This is a genomic window from Roseivirga sp. UBA838 (assembly GCF_002296035.1).
Taxonomy (GTDB): Bacteria; Bacteroidota; Bacteroidia; order Cytophagales; family Cyclobacteriaceae; genus Roseivirga; species Roseivirga thermotolerans.
The window spans coordinates 112307-128792 of the sequence record NZ_DBHC01000032.1; the positions used below are offsets into that span (position 1 = coordinate 112307).

At 42.2% G+C, this 16486-nt stretch carries 13 protein-coding genes; 9 read left to right on the top strand and 4 right to left on the bottom strand.

Annotated elements, in window-relative coordinates; all coding sequences use genetic code 11:
* The first annotated feature begins 181 nt into the window (after window positions 1-181).
* The 5 genes from B3O12_RS10990 to B3O12_RS11010 all read left to right on the top strand — a co-directional run bounded on the left by B3O12_RS10990 (window position 182) and on the right by B3O12_RS11010 (window position 6617).
* On the top strand, window positions 182-1480 hold the full coding sequence (locus B3O12_RS10990; protein WP_286756319.1) for a hypothetical protein: 1299 nt from the start codon (window positions 182-184) through the stop codon (window positions 1478-1480).
* Entirely contained in the window at window positions 1477-2097 is a 621-nt protein-coding gene (locus tag B3O12_RS10995; RefSeq protein WP_286756320.1) for an outer membrane beta-barrel protein, read from the top strand. The genes B3O12_RS10990 and B3O12_RS10995 overlap by 4 nt, the downstream gene beginning before the upstream one ends.
* Window positions 2098-2167: 70 nt before the next feature.
* The gene (gene uvrB, locus B3O12_RS11000; protein WP_286756321.1) at window positions 2168-4189 is read left to right on the top strand and encodes an excinuclease ABC subunit UvrB; all 2022 of its coding nucleotides are present in this window, start codon (window positions 2168-2170) and stop codon (window positions 4187-4189) included.
* Window positions 4190-4258: 69 nt separating this feature from the next.
* Window positions 4259-5023: a hypothetical protein gene (locus tag B3O12_RS11005; RefSeq protein ID WP_189628561.1), complete on the top strand. Its 765-nt coding sequence runs from the start codon at window positions 4259-4261 to the stop codon at window positions 5021-5023.
* 247 nt (window positions 5024-5270) lie between these two features.
* Window positions 5271-6617 carry an ammonium transporter gene (locus B3O12_RS11010; protein WP_414706602.1) on the top strand — a complete coding sequence of 449 codons (1347 nt, stop codon included), beginning with the start codon at window positions 5271-5273 and terminating at the stop codon, window positions 6615-6617.
* Between the two features lie 63 nt (window positions 6618-6680).
* On the opposite strand, the gene B3O12_RS11015 is transcribed toward B3O12_RS11010, so the two are convergent.
* The 4 genes from B3O12_RS11015 to B3O12_RS11030 all read right to left on the bottom strand — a co-directional run bounded on the left by B3O12_RS11015 (window position 6681) and on the right by B3O12_RS11030 (window position 11765).
* A complete protein-coding gene (locus B3O12_RS11015; RefSeq protein ID WP_286756322.1) occupies window positions 6681-8588 on the bottom strand; it encodes a transglutaminase-like domain-containing protein in 1908 nt (635 codons plus the stop codon).
* Complete coding sequence (locus tag B3O12_RS11020) at window positions 8585-10537, bottom strand: DUF3857 domain-containing protein (protein ID WP_286756323.1); 1953 nt, start codon at window positions 10535-10537, stop codon at window positions 8585-8587. The genes B3O12_RS11015 and B3O12_RS11020 overlap by 4 nt, the downstream gene beginning before the upstream one ends.
* A 139-nt stretch (window positions 10538-10676) precedes the next feature.
* The gene (locus B3O12_RS11025; RefSeq protein ID WP_189628566.1) at window positions 10677-11282 is read right to left on the bottom strand and encodes a superoxide dismutase; all 606 of its coding nucleotides are present in this window, start codon (window positions 11280-11282) and stop codon (window positions 10677-10679) included.
* 36 nt (window positions 11283-11318) lie between these two features.
* Window positions 11319-11765, bottom strand: coding sequence for a nucleoside deaminase (locus B3O12_RS11030; RefSeq protein WP_286756325.1), 447 nt, complete (start codon window positions 11763-11765; stop codon window positions 11319-11321).
* Between the two features lie 79 nt (window positions 11766-11844).
* Here B3O12_RS11030 and aspS point away from each other — a divergent pair, with 79 nt between their 5' ends.
* From aspS to B3O12_RS11050, 4 genes are read left to right on the top strand one after another with little or no spacing between them, the layout of a single operon-like run.
* Window positions 11845-13590 carry an aspartate--tRNA ligase gene (aspS, locus tag B3O12_RS11035; protein WP_286756326.1) on the top strand — a complete coding sequence of 582 codons (1746 nt, stop codon included), beginning with the start codon at window positions 11845-11847 and terminating at the stop codon, window positions 13588-13590.
* 52 nt (window positions 13591-13642) lie between these two features.
* Window positions 13643-15715, top strand: coding sequence for a GAF domain-containing SpoIIE family protein phosphatase (locus B3O12_RS11040; RefSeq protein ID WP_229838491.1), 2073 nt, complete (start codon window positions 13643-13645; stop codon window positions 15713-15715).
* Window positions 15716-15735: 20 nt separating this feature from the next.
* Entirely contained in the window at window positions 15736-16080 is a 345-nt protein-coding gene (locus B3O12_RS11045; RefSeq protein WP_189628569.1) for an STAS domain-containing protein, read from the top strand.
* Window positions 16070-16483, top strand: coding sequence for an ATP-binding protein (locus B3O12_RS11050; protein ID WP_189628570.1), 414 nt, complete (start codon window positions 16070-16072; stop codon window positions 16481-16483). Before B3O12_RS11045 ends, B3O12_RS11050 begins: the two co-directional genes overlap by 11 nt.
* The last annotated feature ends 3 nt before the right edge of the window (window positions 16484-16486 follow it).

The window sequence follows — 16486 nt, forward strand, 5'->3', positions numbered from 1 at the left end:
AGCGTCTTTTAACAGCCATTTGTGAGGACACAAATGGAGGCAAGGTTCAGAAATATACTTCTTGCGACTTAAGTAAGTAACTCTATACAGATTTTTACTATATCACCACATTTCAACACCCTATTGTATAATTAGAAAATTTTCATGAACTTATATACTTATTAAAGTAAACGATAAGCACATGAAAAGACATTATTACCTTTTTCTATTTTCAGTTTTATTCCTCAGCTGTGATCCTCAAAAAGATACACAACCCGAGATAATTGATCAAAAAAAAGAAATGATTCAAATAATGGATCATACTGCTAAACTAGTCAGTCATGTTATGATAAGTAGTGATGCCAGACAAGAACTTCTTGGGTATGCATTTCAAGAACATGCCGGAGAAGTTGAAGCAAGTTTTGCAGAATTACTTTCAGTTTCCCCTAGTCAAAGAACTTTAGTAAATGGTGCCGAACTAGGGAAATTTGCTGAAAGATTCAGGCCAATTTCTCAAGGGTTTGAAATTGCTGGTCAACAAAGATCGAGTTCAGTCGATGAACAAATTTCAGATTTAGAATCATATCTAAAAGAAAATAATCTTGGAGTTTACGGACCATATTTAGCAGAAAAGCATTCAAATTCTAATAAACCTATAACCGTTTCTTTTGACCCGTTGGATGACACAAAGACCACAAATTACGGATATAAATTAATACCAAAGTCAACAAATGGCAATACTGCAAATAGCCATACATTACAGAATGGTCTAAACAACTTAGACAACTATGACTTCGAAGTGATAGAAAACATTGATGATGCATATGCCATGGAAAACCCATTACTCGTAATTGTCCCATTAGATGGCGATGGCAGCACCCCATATAACAACCAAAACACTGGCCAAACCCCTCAGCCAATTCCTAATAATGGAATCCTATGCGCCAGCTTACAAGCTGGAGATATAGTAAGACCCACAATGGCTCGTTTTAGACTTCTAGAAAATCTTCGAGCGGGTTTCTGGAATAGAAACCTAATGAACATGTATGCAATTACAAAAGATGACATCTCTTTTGATGTGAATAATGACGCAGTTATTAATACCAATGTGGCAAAAGTCTGGAGTGAGTTTAGAGTAAGTAGGAGTGACGCAAGTGATAAGAAATGGAAAGATGTGAACACGCTACTTGATTCTAATTGGTTGCTAGACGAAGACAATCTATTTTTAGCAATTTCATATAAAATTACAGATGTTAGCACCAGCGAGATTAATGTTGAAGTATCTGGAGACTTCAGTAAAGAAGGCAAACCTGCCGGAAAAGTTTCAGCAAAGCTCAAATTTGAAGAAAAGCAAACCTTACTTTATTCATTCCCTTTCGATAAATGTGCAACACTTGCTTTATATAAGACTGCCTCTATTGCGGGTTTAGAACAAGGGCTCAGGATTGAAACTGGAGCGGGTAAGTCTCAATTTACATTTAACATGGAATGGTACAGATGATAAGAATCAAATTTACTTTACTTCTAATAGGTTTAGTCATTTTATCAAGTGAGGCATTTGCACAAAGCACCTCTCACTGGACTAAAAAACTGGATATTGAACTTAAATATTCAAATGTAGATACCTGGAGAAGAATTCTAGATAGTGACGGAGATGTTATTAAAGATGACGATGGAAGGTCTTATGGCTTAGGAGTAAATTATAATGTTAGTCAAAAGCTCTTTATTCAAGCCAATTATAACCGATCAGTTTTATACAATGTAGATCTAGAAAGTAGATTCAACCTTGGTTCGTTTTCTTCTTTTCTAGGTCGAAGATTTATGATTTTTGAAAAACTCAGATTTGATTTTAAAGGTGGATTTAGCATACTTACCTATCCACTTTATGAAACATGGGTCACTACTTTTACTGTTGACGATGTTGTGATGTCAAGGAATGTTAAAAGGGTTTTGAATGGTACAGGCACCTTTAGATATTGGACATTGGGATTAGCTGCTGCTTATCCAATCAGTGAAGAATTATCAATAGGTGGAGAAGTGAATTGGAGCTATTCTGCCTCTTCAGGAAATGGGGCTACGATTACAGGAGTATTTTTGAGAATGAAATTATTTAACTAGAGGCCTTTCCACTTTAAACAACAATGACTAAAAATGCTTTGAGTTTTCAAAGCATTTTTAGCTTTGTAGAATGGACTTCAAAATCACTTCTGAGTTTGAGCCAACTGGCGATCAGCCCAGGGCCATTGAACAATTGGTTACCAATGTAGAAGCGGGTGAGCCTTATCAGGTGTTGCTGGGGGCTACCGGCTCTGGTAAAACCTTTACCATTGCCAATGTTATCCAGCAAACACAAAGGCCTACACTCATTTTGAGCCATAATAAAACCCTGGCTGCACAACTCTATGGAGAATTCAAACAGTTCTTTCCTGAAAATGCCGTGGAGTACTTTATCTCCTACTACGACTATTATCAGCCGGAAGCTTTTATCCCTAACAGCAACCTCTACATAGAGAAAGATCTTTCCATCAATGATGAAATTGAAAAACTGAGACTGAGCGCCACCTCCTCATTGCTCACAGGCAGAAGAGATGTAATAGTGATTGCTTCGGTTTCCTGCATCTATGGTATTGGTAATCCGGATGAGTTTGGCAAAAACGTAGTTCGTCTTCAGGTGGGCGATGTGGTGGCCCGAAACCAGCTGCTTTTTGCTTTGGTCGATATCCTCTATAGTAGAACCGAAGCAGAGTTCAAACGAGGCACCTTCCGGGTAAAAGGTGATACCGTAGACATTTTCATTGCCTATGGAGACTTCGCCTATCGCATCTACTTCTGGGGCGATGAAATTGAGGCCATTCAGCAGATTGACCCGGCTACCGGAAAGAAAATATCGGATGAAAAGATCATCACTATATTCCCCGCCAATCTATTCGTAACAGGCAAGGAGGTATTGCATACAGCCATTAAAGAAATACAAGATGACCTAGTAGAAAGGCTAGAACAGTACGAAAAGGAGAGACGTTTTCTTGAAGCCAAGCGATTGAAAGAGCGTACCGAATTTGACATTGAAATGATGCGTGAACTAGGCTATTGCTCAGGAGTCGAAAACTACTCCCGCTATTTCGATCGTAGGCAAAAAGGTCAGCGCCCCTTCTGTTTGCTCGATTATTTTCCGGATGACTACCTTTTGGTAATAGATGAGAGTCATGTAACCGTACCACAAGTTAGGGCCATGTGGGGAGGAGATCGTTCAAGAAAAGAAAATCTGGTAGAATACGGTTTCAGGCTTCCTTCGGCACTCGATAACCGCCCACTAAAGTTCGATGAGTTTGAAGCACTTACCAGCCAAGTGATATATGTATCGGCCACCCCCGGAGACTATGAGCTCAATAAAACAGAAGGAGAAGTGGTTGAACAAATTATTCGCCCCACCGGCCTACTTGACCCAATTATCGATGTTAGACCTAGTGTAAATCAAATCGATGATTTGCTAGAGGAAATTGATGACCGGGTGAAAAAAGAAGAACGCGTACTAGTGACTACCCTTACCAAACGTATGGCAGAAGAACTCACCAAGTACCTGGAGCGAGCCCGGGTAAAGGTTCGCTACATACACTCAGAAGTGAATCCGCTAGACCGGGTAGAGATATTGAGAGAACTTCGGTTGGGTATTTTTGACGTACTCGTAGGGGTGAACTTGCTACGCGAAGGGCTGGATCTGCCAGAAGTTTCTCTGGTGGCCATTTTAGATGCAGACAAAGAAGGTTTTCTGCGAAATCAGCGTTCGTTAATACAAACTATAGGAAGAGCCGCCCGAAACGAAAACGGAAGGGTAATTATGTATGCTGATGTGGTGACACAATCTATGCAAGAAGCTATTGACGAAACCAACAGAAGAAGAAGCATTCAGATAGAATACAACAAGGCTCATGGCATTACTCCAAAGACAGTTCGTAAGTCTAAAGAGGCCATTATGAACCAGACCAGTGTGGCTGATTCAAAGAAAAACAAGAAGAACTATTATGCCGAACCTGAGGAACACTCCGTAGCAGCCGACCCCGTAGTGGCCTATATGAGCAAACCGGCTCTGGAAAAAATGATCGAAAAAACCCAAAAGTCCATGGAAAAGGCTGCTAAAGAACTAGACTTTATGGAAGCCGCCAGATTGAGAGATGAACTGAACGAACTGAAAAGTCTCTTAGAAAAAAAGTAGAATAATAAGTCACTATCTCCTGTGACCTTTCAAGACTCTTGCGTCCAATGCATGAATTTTGAATAGAAAATGAAAAAGTATCTGATCATCTCCTTACTGGCAATATCTGTATTGGCCTGTAACCAGGAGAAAAAGCAACTCTTATCTGAAAACACCACCTTGCTAACCAAGCTGGATAGTGTTTCCAGCGAGTTGGAGAGTGCTCAAAAAGCCTCGGCCACCCTTATGACTGCCATTAGCTTAATGGACTCTATTAACCTTAGCAGGCAAATGCTGAAAGTAACTCTTGAAAACTCCGATCAGCATGAGGATTTTCTGGAGCAGATGACCGACCTCAAAGACTACATTGAGCAAACAAGTTTGCAAATCAGCAAATTGGAAAAAACTGTGAAAGAGTCTCGCTCAGCTCAAAATGCATATTCACAAACCATTAAAACCTTGAAAGCCGATTTGGAGCAACGTAAAGCAGAAATTACTACTTTAGAGGCTCAGTTGAAGACTGAAAAGGATAATAACCAAAAGTTGATGGTTCTGAACAATATGCAGAAAGAAACCATCAGCAATCAAGATGCGGAGATTGCCGCAAAAGCTTTGGAGCTTGAAATGTTGAACCAGCAGATCGCTGATTTGAGAGCTAGCTTTAAAATTAGTGAGGCCGATGCCTTCTACACACAGGGCGAGGCTTATGCCTTGGCTGCACAAAGAACAAAGTTGGCTCCTTCCAAGAAAAAGAACAGCTATCAGCTGGCTTTAACGGCCTACCAAAAGGCTTATGACCTTGGTAGACAAGATGCCAAAGTGAAAATCGATGCCATAAAGACCAAGCTGAATTAATCGGCCGGTCAGGCATACAATTAACGTCATTCCGGGAAATGCTTCGGGGTTGGTCTTTCTCTCAGTAGAGAATGACAACATCCTCTGACGAAGCCCCCGGAATGACGTTTTCTTTTTTCCCCTTTTTCAAACGATTTACTGAATAGTTAAACGCACCGAACAAAAAACAACCTATTCATTATTATTTTTCGTCATACAGATATTTTTTGGTTCAAAAATGAACCATTAACTAATCATAAATTGGAAAATGATGAAAAAATGGCTTCCGGCATTCGTCCTCCTTATTTTACTGGCTCTTGTTTCACTTTTTGATAGTGGTACGCTCACAGGTTTTGACGACCCCAACATTAGCGGTGCCGATACGGCCTGGATGTTGGCCGCCACGGGCCTTGTGCTGCTCATGACTCCCGGGCTGTCATTCTTTTATGGTGGTATGGTGAGTCGCAAAAATGTGATCTCTACCATGCTTCAAAGTTTCATTTGCATGGGTATTATTACCCTTGTTTGGGTTTCGGTAGGGTTTAGCCTTGCTTTTGGAGACTCTATTGGTGGAGTTTTCGGAAACCCCATGACGTTTGCGTTTTTCAATGGAGTAGGAGCAGCTACCCATCCCGACCTTGCCCCTACTATTCCCTTTGTTTTGTTTGCCCTGTTTCAGATGAAGTTTGCCATCATAACTCCCGCATTAATAACTGGTAGTTTTGCCGAACGCGTTCGGTTCTCGGGTTTTTTACTGTTCATCATTCTGTTCAGCCTCTTTATCTACTGCCCTTTGGCTCATATGACATGGCACCCCGATGGACTATTGCGCAGGTGGGAGGTTCTTGATTTTGCAGGAGGAACAGTGGTGCACATGTCTGCCGGGTTTGCCGCCATTGCTGCAGCCATAATTTTAGGTAAGCGAAAAAGCCACGGAGTAGCACATAAGCCATACAATGTGCCATTTGTGCTTCTGGGAACAGGCCTTCTTTGGTTCGGTTGGTTCGGTTTCAATGCCGGTTCGGCATTGGGTGCCAACTCCTCAGCGGCACTAGCCTTTGCAACCACCACAGTGGCTTCGGCAGCAGCCATGTTGGCTTGGGTGTTATATGATGCTCTTATGGGTAGAAAAATATCCGGAATGGGTGCTTCGATTGGGGCAGTAGTGGGCCTCGTAGCTATTACTCCGGCAGCCGGCTTTGTTACCATTGGTCAAAGTGTTTTTATAGGGGTCTGTGCGGCCATTGTCTCCAATATTGTAGTTTACTATAAGAACAAAACGGGGATTGACGATACACTCGATGTATTTCCTTGTCATGGCGTAGGTGGTATTGTGGGCATGATACTAACCGGAGTATTTGCTCAAGAGGTAGGCCTGGTCTATGGAGAAACCACTACTTTCTTACGTCACCTGGCTTCAGTATTTCTGGTAGGAGCCTTCACCTTTGGGCTTTCATACACTTTTTTCAAGCTCACCAACCTGATAATTCCTATGCGCGTAAGTGAAAAGGCTGAAGAATATGGGCTAGATATTACACAGCATGCCGAAAGCCTTTCTAAAAGCACCACTACGGAGCAAATCACGGTTATGATTCGCGAAGCAGCACAACAATAGGCTTTAGAATTACTCTGCAACAAGGGTCAAAATCCTTGGCTGCAGAGTAATTAATAGTTGCTCTTAGGTGCTCCCAATTAGCACTAGTTTGGTCTTGTCCAGTTTAACTACGTCTCTCAAGAATGACCGGTAGTCTTCGTAGCGGTCCGGTGCATAGGTACCATCATTGAGTTGAAAATGCCTTACATAGGTAAGTTCATTCGTTTCATGGTCGAACGAGTACTGGGCTTTGTAATAACCAAACTCCGTTGTCAAGTCCTGGTCTTCTCCGGGAAACTCAAGCCTGTATCCTTCCGGAAGTTGAATTTTCACCGTATCGACCATGAGCTGCCCACGTTGTATTCTCAACTCAGCTTTCCTGTTTTCACTCTTTGGAGGAGCTTCGTTCAGTCTGCTCAGAATATTTGGCGATATGAACATTCTTTTACCACTGGCTGCTCCAAATTTTCTAACCTGAAAATTTATTTTTTCAGTATACACAGGCTCCTCACCCATGCGATTGTCCTCTATCGAAAAATCTCCTAAATCGAATGTAGGAAGGTCAATGCTATTGAGCAGATACTTCCTCTGGTCTTCTTTGCCGTCCCTGGCGAGGTAAAACAAGTTTCCATAGTACACACCGGTGTAGTCTGTTTGGGCTTTCACCTGAGCATTACCATCGGTGTCCATGGTCACCCGTATAGTTCTGCTTATCAGGTTATCTTCTGCCGTATACTTTGGCGTCTTTACAATTTTACCTTTGCCTTCATCTGTTATCAAGAGGGCGTGTCTGTCATCTGTAAAATCCCCTAAGTAGTTAAACGGAGCCAATTGATTGGTGCACTCCAGCCACACAGTGTCTTTCTCAAAAGGCACCGCCAAAATCACATGATTAAATCTTGGGTTAGGAAAATCGACATGAATGTCTCTCTCGTTTTCTCCGGCCTTTATGATTACATAGTTCGATTTTATACCGGCATGTTTCAGCAAACTATAAGTGTAATTAGTGAGTGCCTTACAGTCGCCATATCCCGTTCTAATGACTTCTTTGGCAGGAAACGGCTGATACCCTCCAATACCCAACTGAATACTTACATAGCGTGTATTACTTTGCATGTATTGGTAGATTTTACGGGTCTTCTCCCTGGGGTCATCGATATTGGCAACCAACCGGCTGATTTCTGCTTTCACTTCATCCGTTAGTTCATCTCTTCCCTTATTTAGTTTGGCCTGCCATTCTCCATAAGCCTCCCAACTGCTCATGTCGCCAGAGTAACCTTCCATCTGAAAAGTAGAGGGACTAATAAGGGCATGCGGAATCATTGAATTCAGGGTTGAGCTCATATATTCCTTTTTGAATGGCTCAAGGTTCCTAATCTCCCAAAGCATCTCTTTATTGCCTTTATCATTTATGGTAGAAACGGGTTCTTCGAGGCCATTAAAAAGCTTATAACGCAGCTCATACAGAGCCGGAACCACTGCTTTATAAGAAGCATACTCTACACCTATACGCTGCCCAAAAGAGGGTATAAAATTAGGAAACCACATGGTACTTGAGTATTCGAATTCAAACTCGTAGGCCATCGTAAAGGGGAAATCATAAGGTTCGGGCTCATAGTACTTCACCCGAGAATCATCCAGTTCACCCGAATCGGATCCGCTGAAGTCCTGTATTTCGTGGTTTTTAACTCGCTTTAGCAGCTTACCATTTTTGTCGTAGTAGTTAATGTTAATCCCCTTTATCTTCCTCAGTTTGTCATAGACCTCATAAAAATAGCCTAAACTAACAGCATCTTTATTGAAAATGGTAACCACAAATTCTTCTTTGTGATTTGCCGTTTTTTCATCTAAAATCTCTACTTCTATGCTTCTTTTTCGAATGACTGCATCTGAACCTTTGCGCAGGTTTTCGGGTATGCTCTCCACAGCATAATTCTGTGCATTGGCCTGCACCAGGCCAAGTAGAAAAAGTAAGGTAATCGTGAGCCTCATTCTGCCTTCTTTTTCAACACTATCTGCTGCTCTTGTTTCATCACAATTAGGTTGAAGAGTTCTTTCAACCCGGCATATTCTTGTGGTAAATAGACTGTTTTGGCCAACTGCAGCCTAATCATCACCTGAACTTCGTCTCCCTGAACCCCACTAATGAACATAAACTTTCCTCCGCCATCCGGCAATACAAGGTTTTGAGATTCCGGTAACTCTTCCACTTCAAACCCTTCGGGTAGCTTAAACTGAAAGAGGTAGGTATCCATTAAAGGCGCAGGCAGTTCAACAGGAAATTTCCTGTTTTCCAGTTTAAATGGGTTCTCCTTTACTGTCTTAATAATGAATGGGTTAAGGAAAATCTTGTCTCCAATAATATTCACATTGTCTTCAAGAGTGAAATCGTACTTAAGTACAAGCTCCTTTTCCGGGTTGGATTCGTTTTCCAATACTGCGTTTTCTATTTCCCCGGCCTCGTAGTCCTTAATTTCGTCTTCCTCCTCGGTCTTTTCATCTTCTTTTTCTTCGGTGGTGTTCTGCTTCTCCTTTTTCTCATACACAGACTTCCTTATTCGCGAAGCAGCCAACCCATAGAAATTCACCTCTACTTTTCCTTCCAACACATCATCTTCGTTGAGTCTAAATTGCCCCGATACGGTTTTGGAATCCATTTCATTATTGGTTCGAAGGTCAATCCATTCGAGACCTCCTTTTCGTACCATAAGTCCTTCACCATTTAGCGCTCTGGGAGGTAATACATTGTACGGTCGATATTTGTCGGTAGCATCCAGCAGAATACGCTCTCCATCCATATCAACACAAATAACCATGTAGTTGAACTGCTTAACAAGGGGTACGAACTGCTTCAAGTAGCCATGACCTCTTGTACTAAGAACTACAGGATAGACTTGAAAACCGGCTTTAGTTAAAAACTGGGCTAAGGTTACATTAATATCCGCGTTGTCTCCTTCAGCAGCTTCCCACAACTTTTTAGAACGGTCTACCACTCCGTAAGCAAAGCGTTGATTCCATTTAAAATGATCTCTTACGTAGTTGAATATCTCCACAAGACTTTCTTTGTTGGCTGTCCAGCCTTTTTCTTCCGGATAAATTTGGCGTAATGGCCCGGTGTTATACACTACATCTCCCAATTGACTGGACTCGTACAAGGTTTTGTTAATATCGTTCCAGTCGGTCATGTAGGTTTTATTGATATAGCCGGGGATGTTAATCGACTTAATCTCATAGTCTATTTTAGACCTGTAGTTTTCCAGCGTAGAAATGTATGGTTCTCTTTTGAGAGCCGGAACATCTTTCATTACGATATGATTGACCCCTGAGGTATTGTTTACATAGGCAGCCGGATGGTATCCCTGAAAATTGGGTTGGTATATACCAAAAGAAGGAATGTCTATTTTGTATTCGGAGTATCTAACCGGAATATTGGTCTGAAATACCCATGCCGGAAGATTCACAATGTCTCCTGTTTTGCGGCTGTAGCTATACTCTATAATAGAGCCAACTTTAACATCGGGAAACGACAACTTCTTGAGCCTGCGATCATCGTTGATGGTTTCATCTACCCAGTCTCTTCGTTTAATGTCTGTAGTCACCACTTTGCCATCTACCAGGTTGTGGGTTGCGGCCTTAAGTTTGGTGATTTCAGACTGTCCTCTCAAATAAGGAAGCGAAACGTTTCCGTATTCAAGACCTTCTTCTTTTAAGATTTTTATGCGCACATGCACCTCAAGCATCATGCTTAGGTCAGACTGTACCATAAACGCATAACCTTTATCGAGTAGATAAACGGCCACAGCCCCGGAGTCTTTCGGATAAACCGTCATGGCAAGATCTTCGACACTAACATCTCCAAACTCAAATTCTTCGATCTGCGCGTGTAAATTGAGGGTAAATAGGCCTGCAAAGGCCATTACCGCTAGTATTCTTTTAAGCATAGTTAAGATTAACTTATTATTGAAAAAATTAAATGGCTATCTAATGTAATTGAGATGACCATAAAAAAACAATTCTTTTTTAGGAAAAATAAAAGGCCACACATTTTTGCGTGGCCTTTTGCACATCATTTAGTTGAGGTTATTTTCCCTCAGCATATCTTCGGCTCACTTCCTCCCAGTTTATTACATTAAAGAAAGCAGAGATATAATCTGGTCTTCTGTTCTGATAGTTGAGGTAGTATGCATGCTCCCAAACATCGAGTCCAAGAATTGGCAGGCCACCACAGCCTACATTGGGCATGAGCGGATTGTCCTGATTGGGCGATGAGCAAACTTCTACTTTTCCTCCCGAATGTACACAAAGCCAAGCCCAGCCCGAACCAAAGCGAGTTGCAGCTGCTTTAGAAAAAGCGTCCTTAAACCCATCGAACGAGCCATAAGCCGAGTTGATTGCATCGGCCAGCTCACCGGAAGGTTCGCCTCCTCCATTGGGCGACATTACTGCCCAAAACAGGTTGTGATTGTAGAAACCTCCTCCGTTGTTTCTAATGGCCGCATTGTCGCTATGATTAGCCAAAAGGTCTTCAATGCTTTTGCCTTCCATGTCGGTTCCGGATACTGCATTGTTGAGGTTATTTGTATAGCCAGCATGGTGCTTGCCATGATGAATTTCCATTGTTCTTGCATCTATGTGCGGCTCTAGCGCATCATAGGCATAAGGTAATTTTGGTAGTTCAAATGCCATGTTGTGTAATTTTATGATTCAACAAAAATTTAACTTTTATCTCAGTTGAGCAAAAAACTGCTTCAGCAGGCTTTCGCTCTGGTTTTCTAACAAACCCCTCACCACTTCTGTTCGCGGGTGAAGTAAATTTTTAGGGTTCAGGGTAAATCCTCTTCTTTGATCGCTTGCACCAAATACCAATTTACCCAGTTGAGCCCAATACAAGGCTCCTGCACACATGTTGCATGGCTCTAAGGTAACATACAAAGTGCATTCATTCAGATATTTTCCACCTATGGCATCGAAAGCAGCCGTTATGGCCAGCATTTCCGCATGAGCCGTAACGTCCGTAAGCTGCTCTGTCATGTTATGCGCCCGGGCTATAATTCGGTTTTCGGCCACCACTACTGCACCCACAGGTACCTCCCCTTTTTCAAAGGCTATATTGGCCTGCTTTAAGGCTTGTTTCATAAAGTGTTCATCAGAGTGGACGCTCAATTCCATAGGCTTCGTTTTCAAGTCAATATTAAGCCCAAATGCTAAAACAATTACTAAATTTGCCACTCATTTTTAACAGAAGTCCATGCTGAGAACACATAACTGCGGAGAGCTTAGAATAGAACAGGTAGGAGAAGAAGTAACTTTAGCCGGTTGGGTACAAAAGGTTAGAGACAAGGGAGGCTTATTGTGGATCGACCTTCGCGACAGGTATGGTATTACTCAGCTAACGCTTGAGGAAGGGAGATCTTCGGCATCGGCCATGGAAACAGCCCGAAAACTAGGGAGAGAGTTTGTGGTGCAAGTTAAAGGCAAGGTGGTTGAACGCTACGCCAAGAATGACAAAATACCCACCGGAGCTATTGAAATTGATGTGCAGAGTCTCGAAATTTTGAATGCCGCCAAAACCCCTCCTTTTGTTATTGAAGATGAAACTGACGGAGGTGAAGACCTTCGAATGAAATACAGGTACCTCGATTTGAGAAGGGGCACAGTAAGAAGAAAACTGGAACTGAGAAGCCAAATGGCCATTGCTGTAAGAAACTACCTGGCCAATCAGCAGTTTGTAGAGGTTGAAACCCCCGTGCTGATTAAGTCAACGCCAGAAGGCGCCCGAGACTTTGTGGTTCCTTCACGCATTAATCCGGGTGAGTTTTATGCTTTGCCACAGTCACCTCAAACCTTTAAGCAATTGCTTATGGTTTCAGGGTTCGACCGATACTTTCAAATTGTAAAATGTTTTAGAGACGAAGATTTACGTGCCGATCGTCAGCCAGAGTTTACTCAGATAGACTGTGAAATGTCTTTTGTAGAACGTGATGACGTGCTCAACACGTTTGAAGGCATGACTCGCCACCTATTTAGCAGCATTAAAGGTGTAGAACTGGGAGAGTTTCCACGAATGACTTATGCTGAAGCCATGAGCAGATATGGCAGCGACAAGCCAGACGTACGCTTTGGAATGGAGTTCGTTGAACTCAACGATGTAGCCCAAAACAAGGGATTCAACGTATTTGACCAGGCCGAATTAGTGGTGGGCATATGCGCCAAGGGCTGTGCAGATTATACCCGCAAACAACTCGATGCACTCACCGATTTTGTGAAGAGACCTCAAATAGGTGCCAAGGGGCTGGTGTACGTGAAGTGTAACACCGATGGCACTTATAAGTCTTCTGTAGATAAGTTTTATTCACAACAAGATTTAGCAGAATGGGCTCAAAAGGCGGGAGCTCAACCGGGCGACCTACTGCTTGTGCTTTCCGGCCAAGCGGCCAGTACACGAAAACAAATGAATGAACTGCGCCTACATATGGGCTCAGAGCTGGAACTAAGGAACCCCAATGAATTTAAGCCGCTTTGGGTTGTAGACTTCCCTCTACTGGAATGGGACGAGGAAACCGAAAGGTTCCATGCTATGCACCACCCTTTTACTTCTCCTCTCAAAGAAGACATTCAGTTGCTAGACACTGACCCTGGAAAAGTAAGAGCCAACGCCTACGATTTGGTGATTAACGGAGTAGAAATTGGGGGTGGATCTATTAGAATTCACGACAAAGCCACTCAGCAACTCATGTTCAAACATCTGGGCTTTAGCGATGACGAAGCAAGAGCACAGTTTGGCTTTTTAATGGATGCATTTGAATATGGTGCTCCTCCCCATGGAGGAATCGCCTTTGGTTTCGATAGGCTTTGTGCAATGTTTGGTGGCTCAGAAACTATAAGAGATTACATTGCCTTCCCGAAAAATACATCAGGAAGAGATGTGATGATAGACTCACCGTCTGTCATAAACAGTGAGCAATTGGTCGAGTTAGGACTGACTTTACGCTAGAAGTCTATCAACTATCAACCGAATGGTATAATTTGTAACTTCGGTCGAAGTCATGTCAATTAACTTTAAACTCACTCCGAAGTTCTACATGCGCCTTAGTATGGTGCTGGCCATACTTCTGTGGCTTATAGCCTCGTTGATTGACGTTTTACAAGTATTTGCGATTAAAAATGGAGTAGAGTTGGGTATTTCGCCCAGCATCCCCCTCCTGCTGATGGACTTTTTCTATGTGTTCATCATTGTTTATTATAGGTTCAGAATACGAAAAGTAGATAGCGGCAACTTTGTAGACCTGCTTTGGAGAGTTTTTGCGATAGGCCTGGTTACCACCATTATCTCCCTGGCTTTTAGGCTGTTTTATGACTCCATTGCCGATACCGTATTGGCCAAAAACGAGTTTCTAAACGTTTTCATCACTAGTGTCAATACCGCCATCATTTCGGTATTTCTCATTTCTACTTTTACGGTTTGGAAAAAGCTCATTCTATATCAGAAGTCAAAAAGGCTGCTCTTTTACTGGCATGCGTTCGAACTACTTGTGGTTGGGTCTATATTCTTTAATCTAACCGGGCTAGAGCTGGAAGAAAGTCTGATTTTTAAAATAGTCTTTGCGGCCATGGCCCTCATGTCTATCATTCTCTCCGGAAACCTAAAGTGGGTGGCCTACCTTAATTTTAAGCAAAAGTGGAAGAGCATATTACTCATTGTGCTCATCACCATCTACATTTTCTACTTCTTTGCCGAACTCTATGTGCCTCCGGCCGAATCCATGGATTTCCTCAATCCCATCAAGAGTCTATTTGTAATTACACTATTCACCTTTTTGCTATTCTATAGTGTATTTTCGCTTCTGGTTATTCTCTTTAATCTGCCCACATCGTCTGTATTCGAGCGCAAAATGGAGGAAGCCATTAACTTCCAACGGCTCAGTCAATCCATTCAAAGTGGAGAAAATGAAGAGCAAATCTTCGATATTCTACTCACCTCATCGATGAACGCTGTATATGCCACAGCCGGCTGGATAGAAGTGAGTAAGGATGAAAGCACAGTGCATTTTATAAACAAAAACATTAGCCGTGAAAGCATTAACCGGGTGAAGGAACAGGTAATGAGCAGCAAGAGCCGCACCGTAATGAAAAACCCTCTTAGCAGCTCAAACACCGATACAGACCGCATTTTAGTAACTCTCAAAAAATCCAGTTACAAATCGGTATTTGTTGTGCCTATAACGGTACAAAATAAAGTAACCGGATTTATGTATCTGCTCAGCGAGGTGAGCGATGGCTTTAATAAGGAAATGATCAACATCATTAACACCTTTGCAAGCCAGGCCAGCATTTCTATCGAAAATTTTCGGCTCATGGGTGAGGCCATTTCTAATGAACGCTATAAAGAGGAGCTGGATATTGCCAAACGTGTGCAGCGAGCTCTACTACCGGAAAAGCTCGACCATGACGAAAACTTTAGTATTCATGCCTTTACCATTGCCGCTGCCGAAGTTGGGGGCGATTATTATGATACCTTCAGGCTGAGTGATCATAAGTTTGCCATAGTAATAGGAGACGTATCGGGCAAGGGAACCTCGGCTGCGTTTCACATGTCTCAGATGAAGGGCATCTTTCAATCGCTAGCCCAAATGGATCTGCCGGCCGATGAATTTTTATTTAGGGCCAACAAAGCTTTAAGTCAATGCCTGGAGCGAACCTCTTTCATTACGCTAACCTATTTTATTCTGGACACCCATAGCAAAACCATGCAGTTTTCGAGAGCCGGTCATTGCCCAACACTATACTATAGTAAAAGAGATAAAGTAGCGCAGTATTTCCAGAATAAAGGACTCGGACTCGGCATTTTGCGCAATGATAGCTTCCGAAAGTTTATTCATATTAATGAACTTGCCTTTGAAAAAGACGACATTTTGGTGCTTTACACAGACGGCATTTCAGAAGCCTCCAATGCCCAGGGCGAAGAGTTTGGTTATGACCGAATGAAGTCGCTTCTGGAGAAAAATGCACATTACGATCCGGTAATGATTCAAAAAATATTTATTGGCAAACTCTATGAGTTTTGCGGAACAAAAGACCTCAATGATGATTACACCATGGTAGTGATCAAGTTTAACTAATACACGTAGAATAAAAGGACATGATCAACATTAATCGAATAGAAGAAAACAATTATCTGCTCATAGCCGTAGAAGGAGATGCAGATGCCAGCTCGGCTATAAACCTTGACAAGGCCATAAGAGATGCATTTGACGAACACCACCAAAATATACTCATTGATTGTACCAATCTTAACTACATCTCTTCTGCAGGGCTTGGCGTGTTCATGTCTTATATAGAAGAAATATCAACCAACTCAGTCAACTTTATCTTATTTGGGCTTTCTGAGAAAGTCTTAAAGGTCTTTGCCATTTTAGGGTTAGACCAGTTATTAACGATAAAAGAAAATAAAGAAGAGGCACAAAAAGCACTCAATGGCATATAGTTTCGACATACCGAGTAGCAAAAACAAACTCAGGCTCATGCGCAAGTTTGTCACAGATGTGTTGTACTCGCACAACATACCTGAGATAGAAGTAAACATGATGGTTCTGGCTGTAGACGAGGTTTGCGCAAACATTATTATCCATGGGCTGCAATCGAACCCACTGGAAAGCGTTCGGCTAAACATTAAATTCGAGGCCTCCGGTGTGTGGTTTGAGATTGTAGATAAAGGAGACACCTTCGACATTGTGAATTACAACGAACCCAACCTGGAAGACCTTATTAAAAAGAAAAACAAAGGTGGTATTGGCATTATGCTCGTTAAAAAAATAATGGATGATATAGAACTCCAATCCACCAGCGATGGAAACAAACTAAGAATGTTTAAAAAACTGGAAGCATAAGTT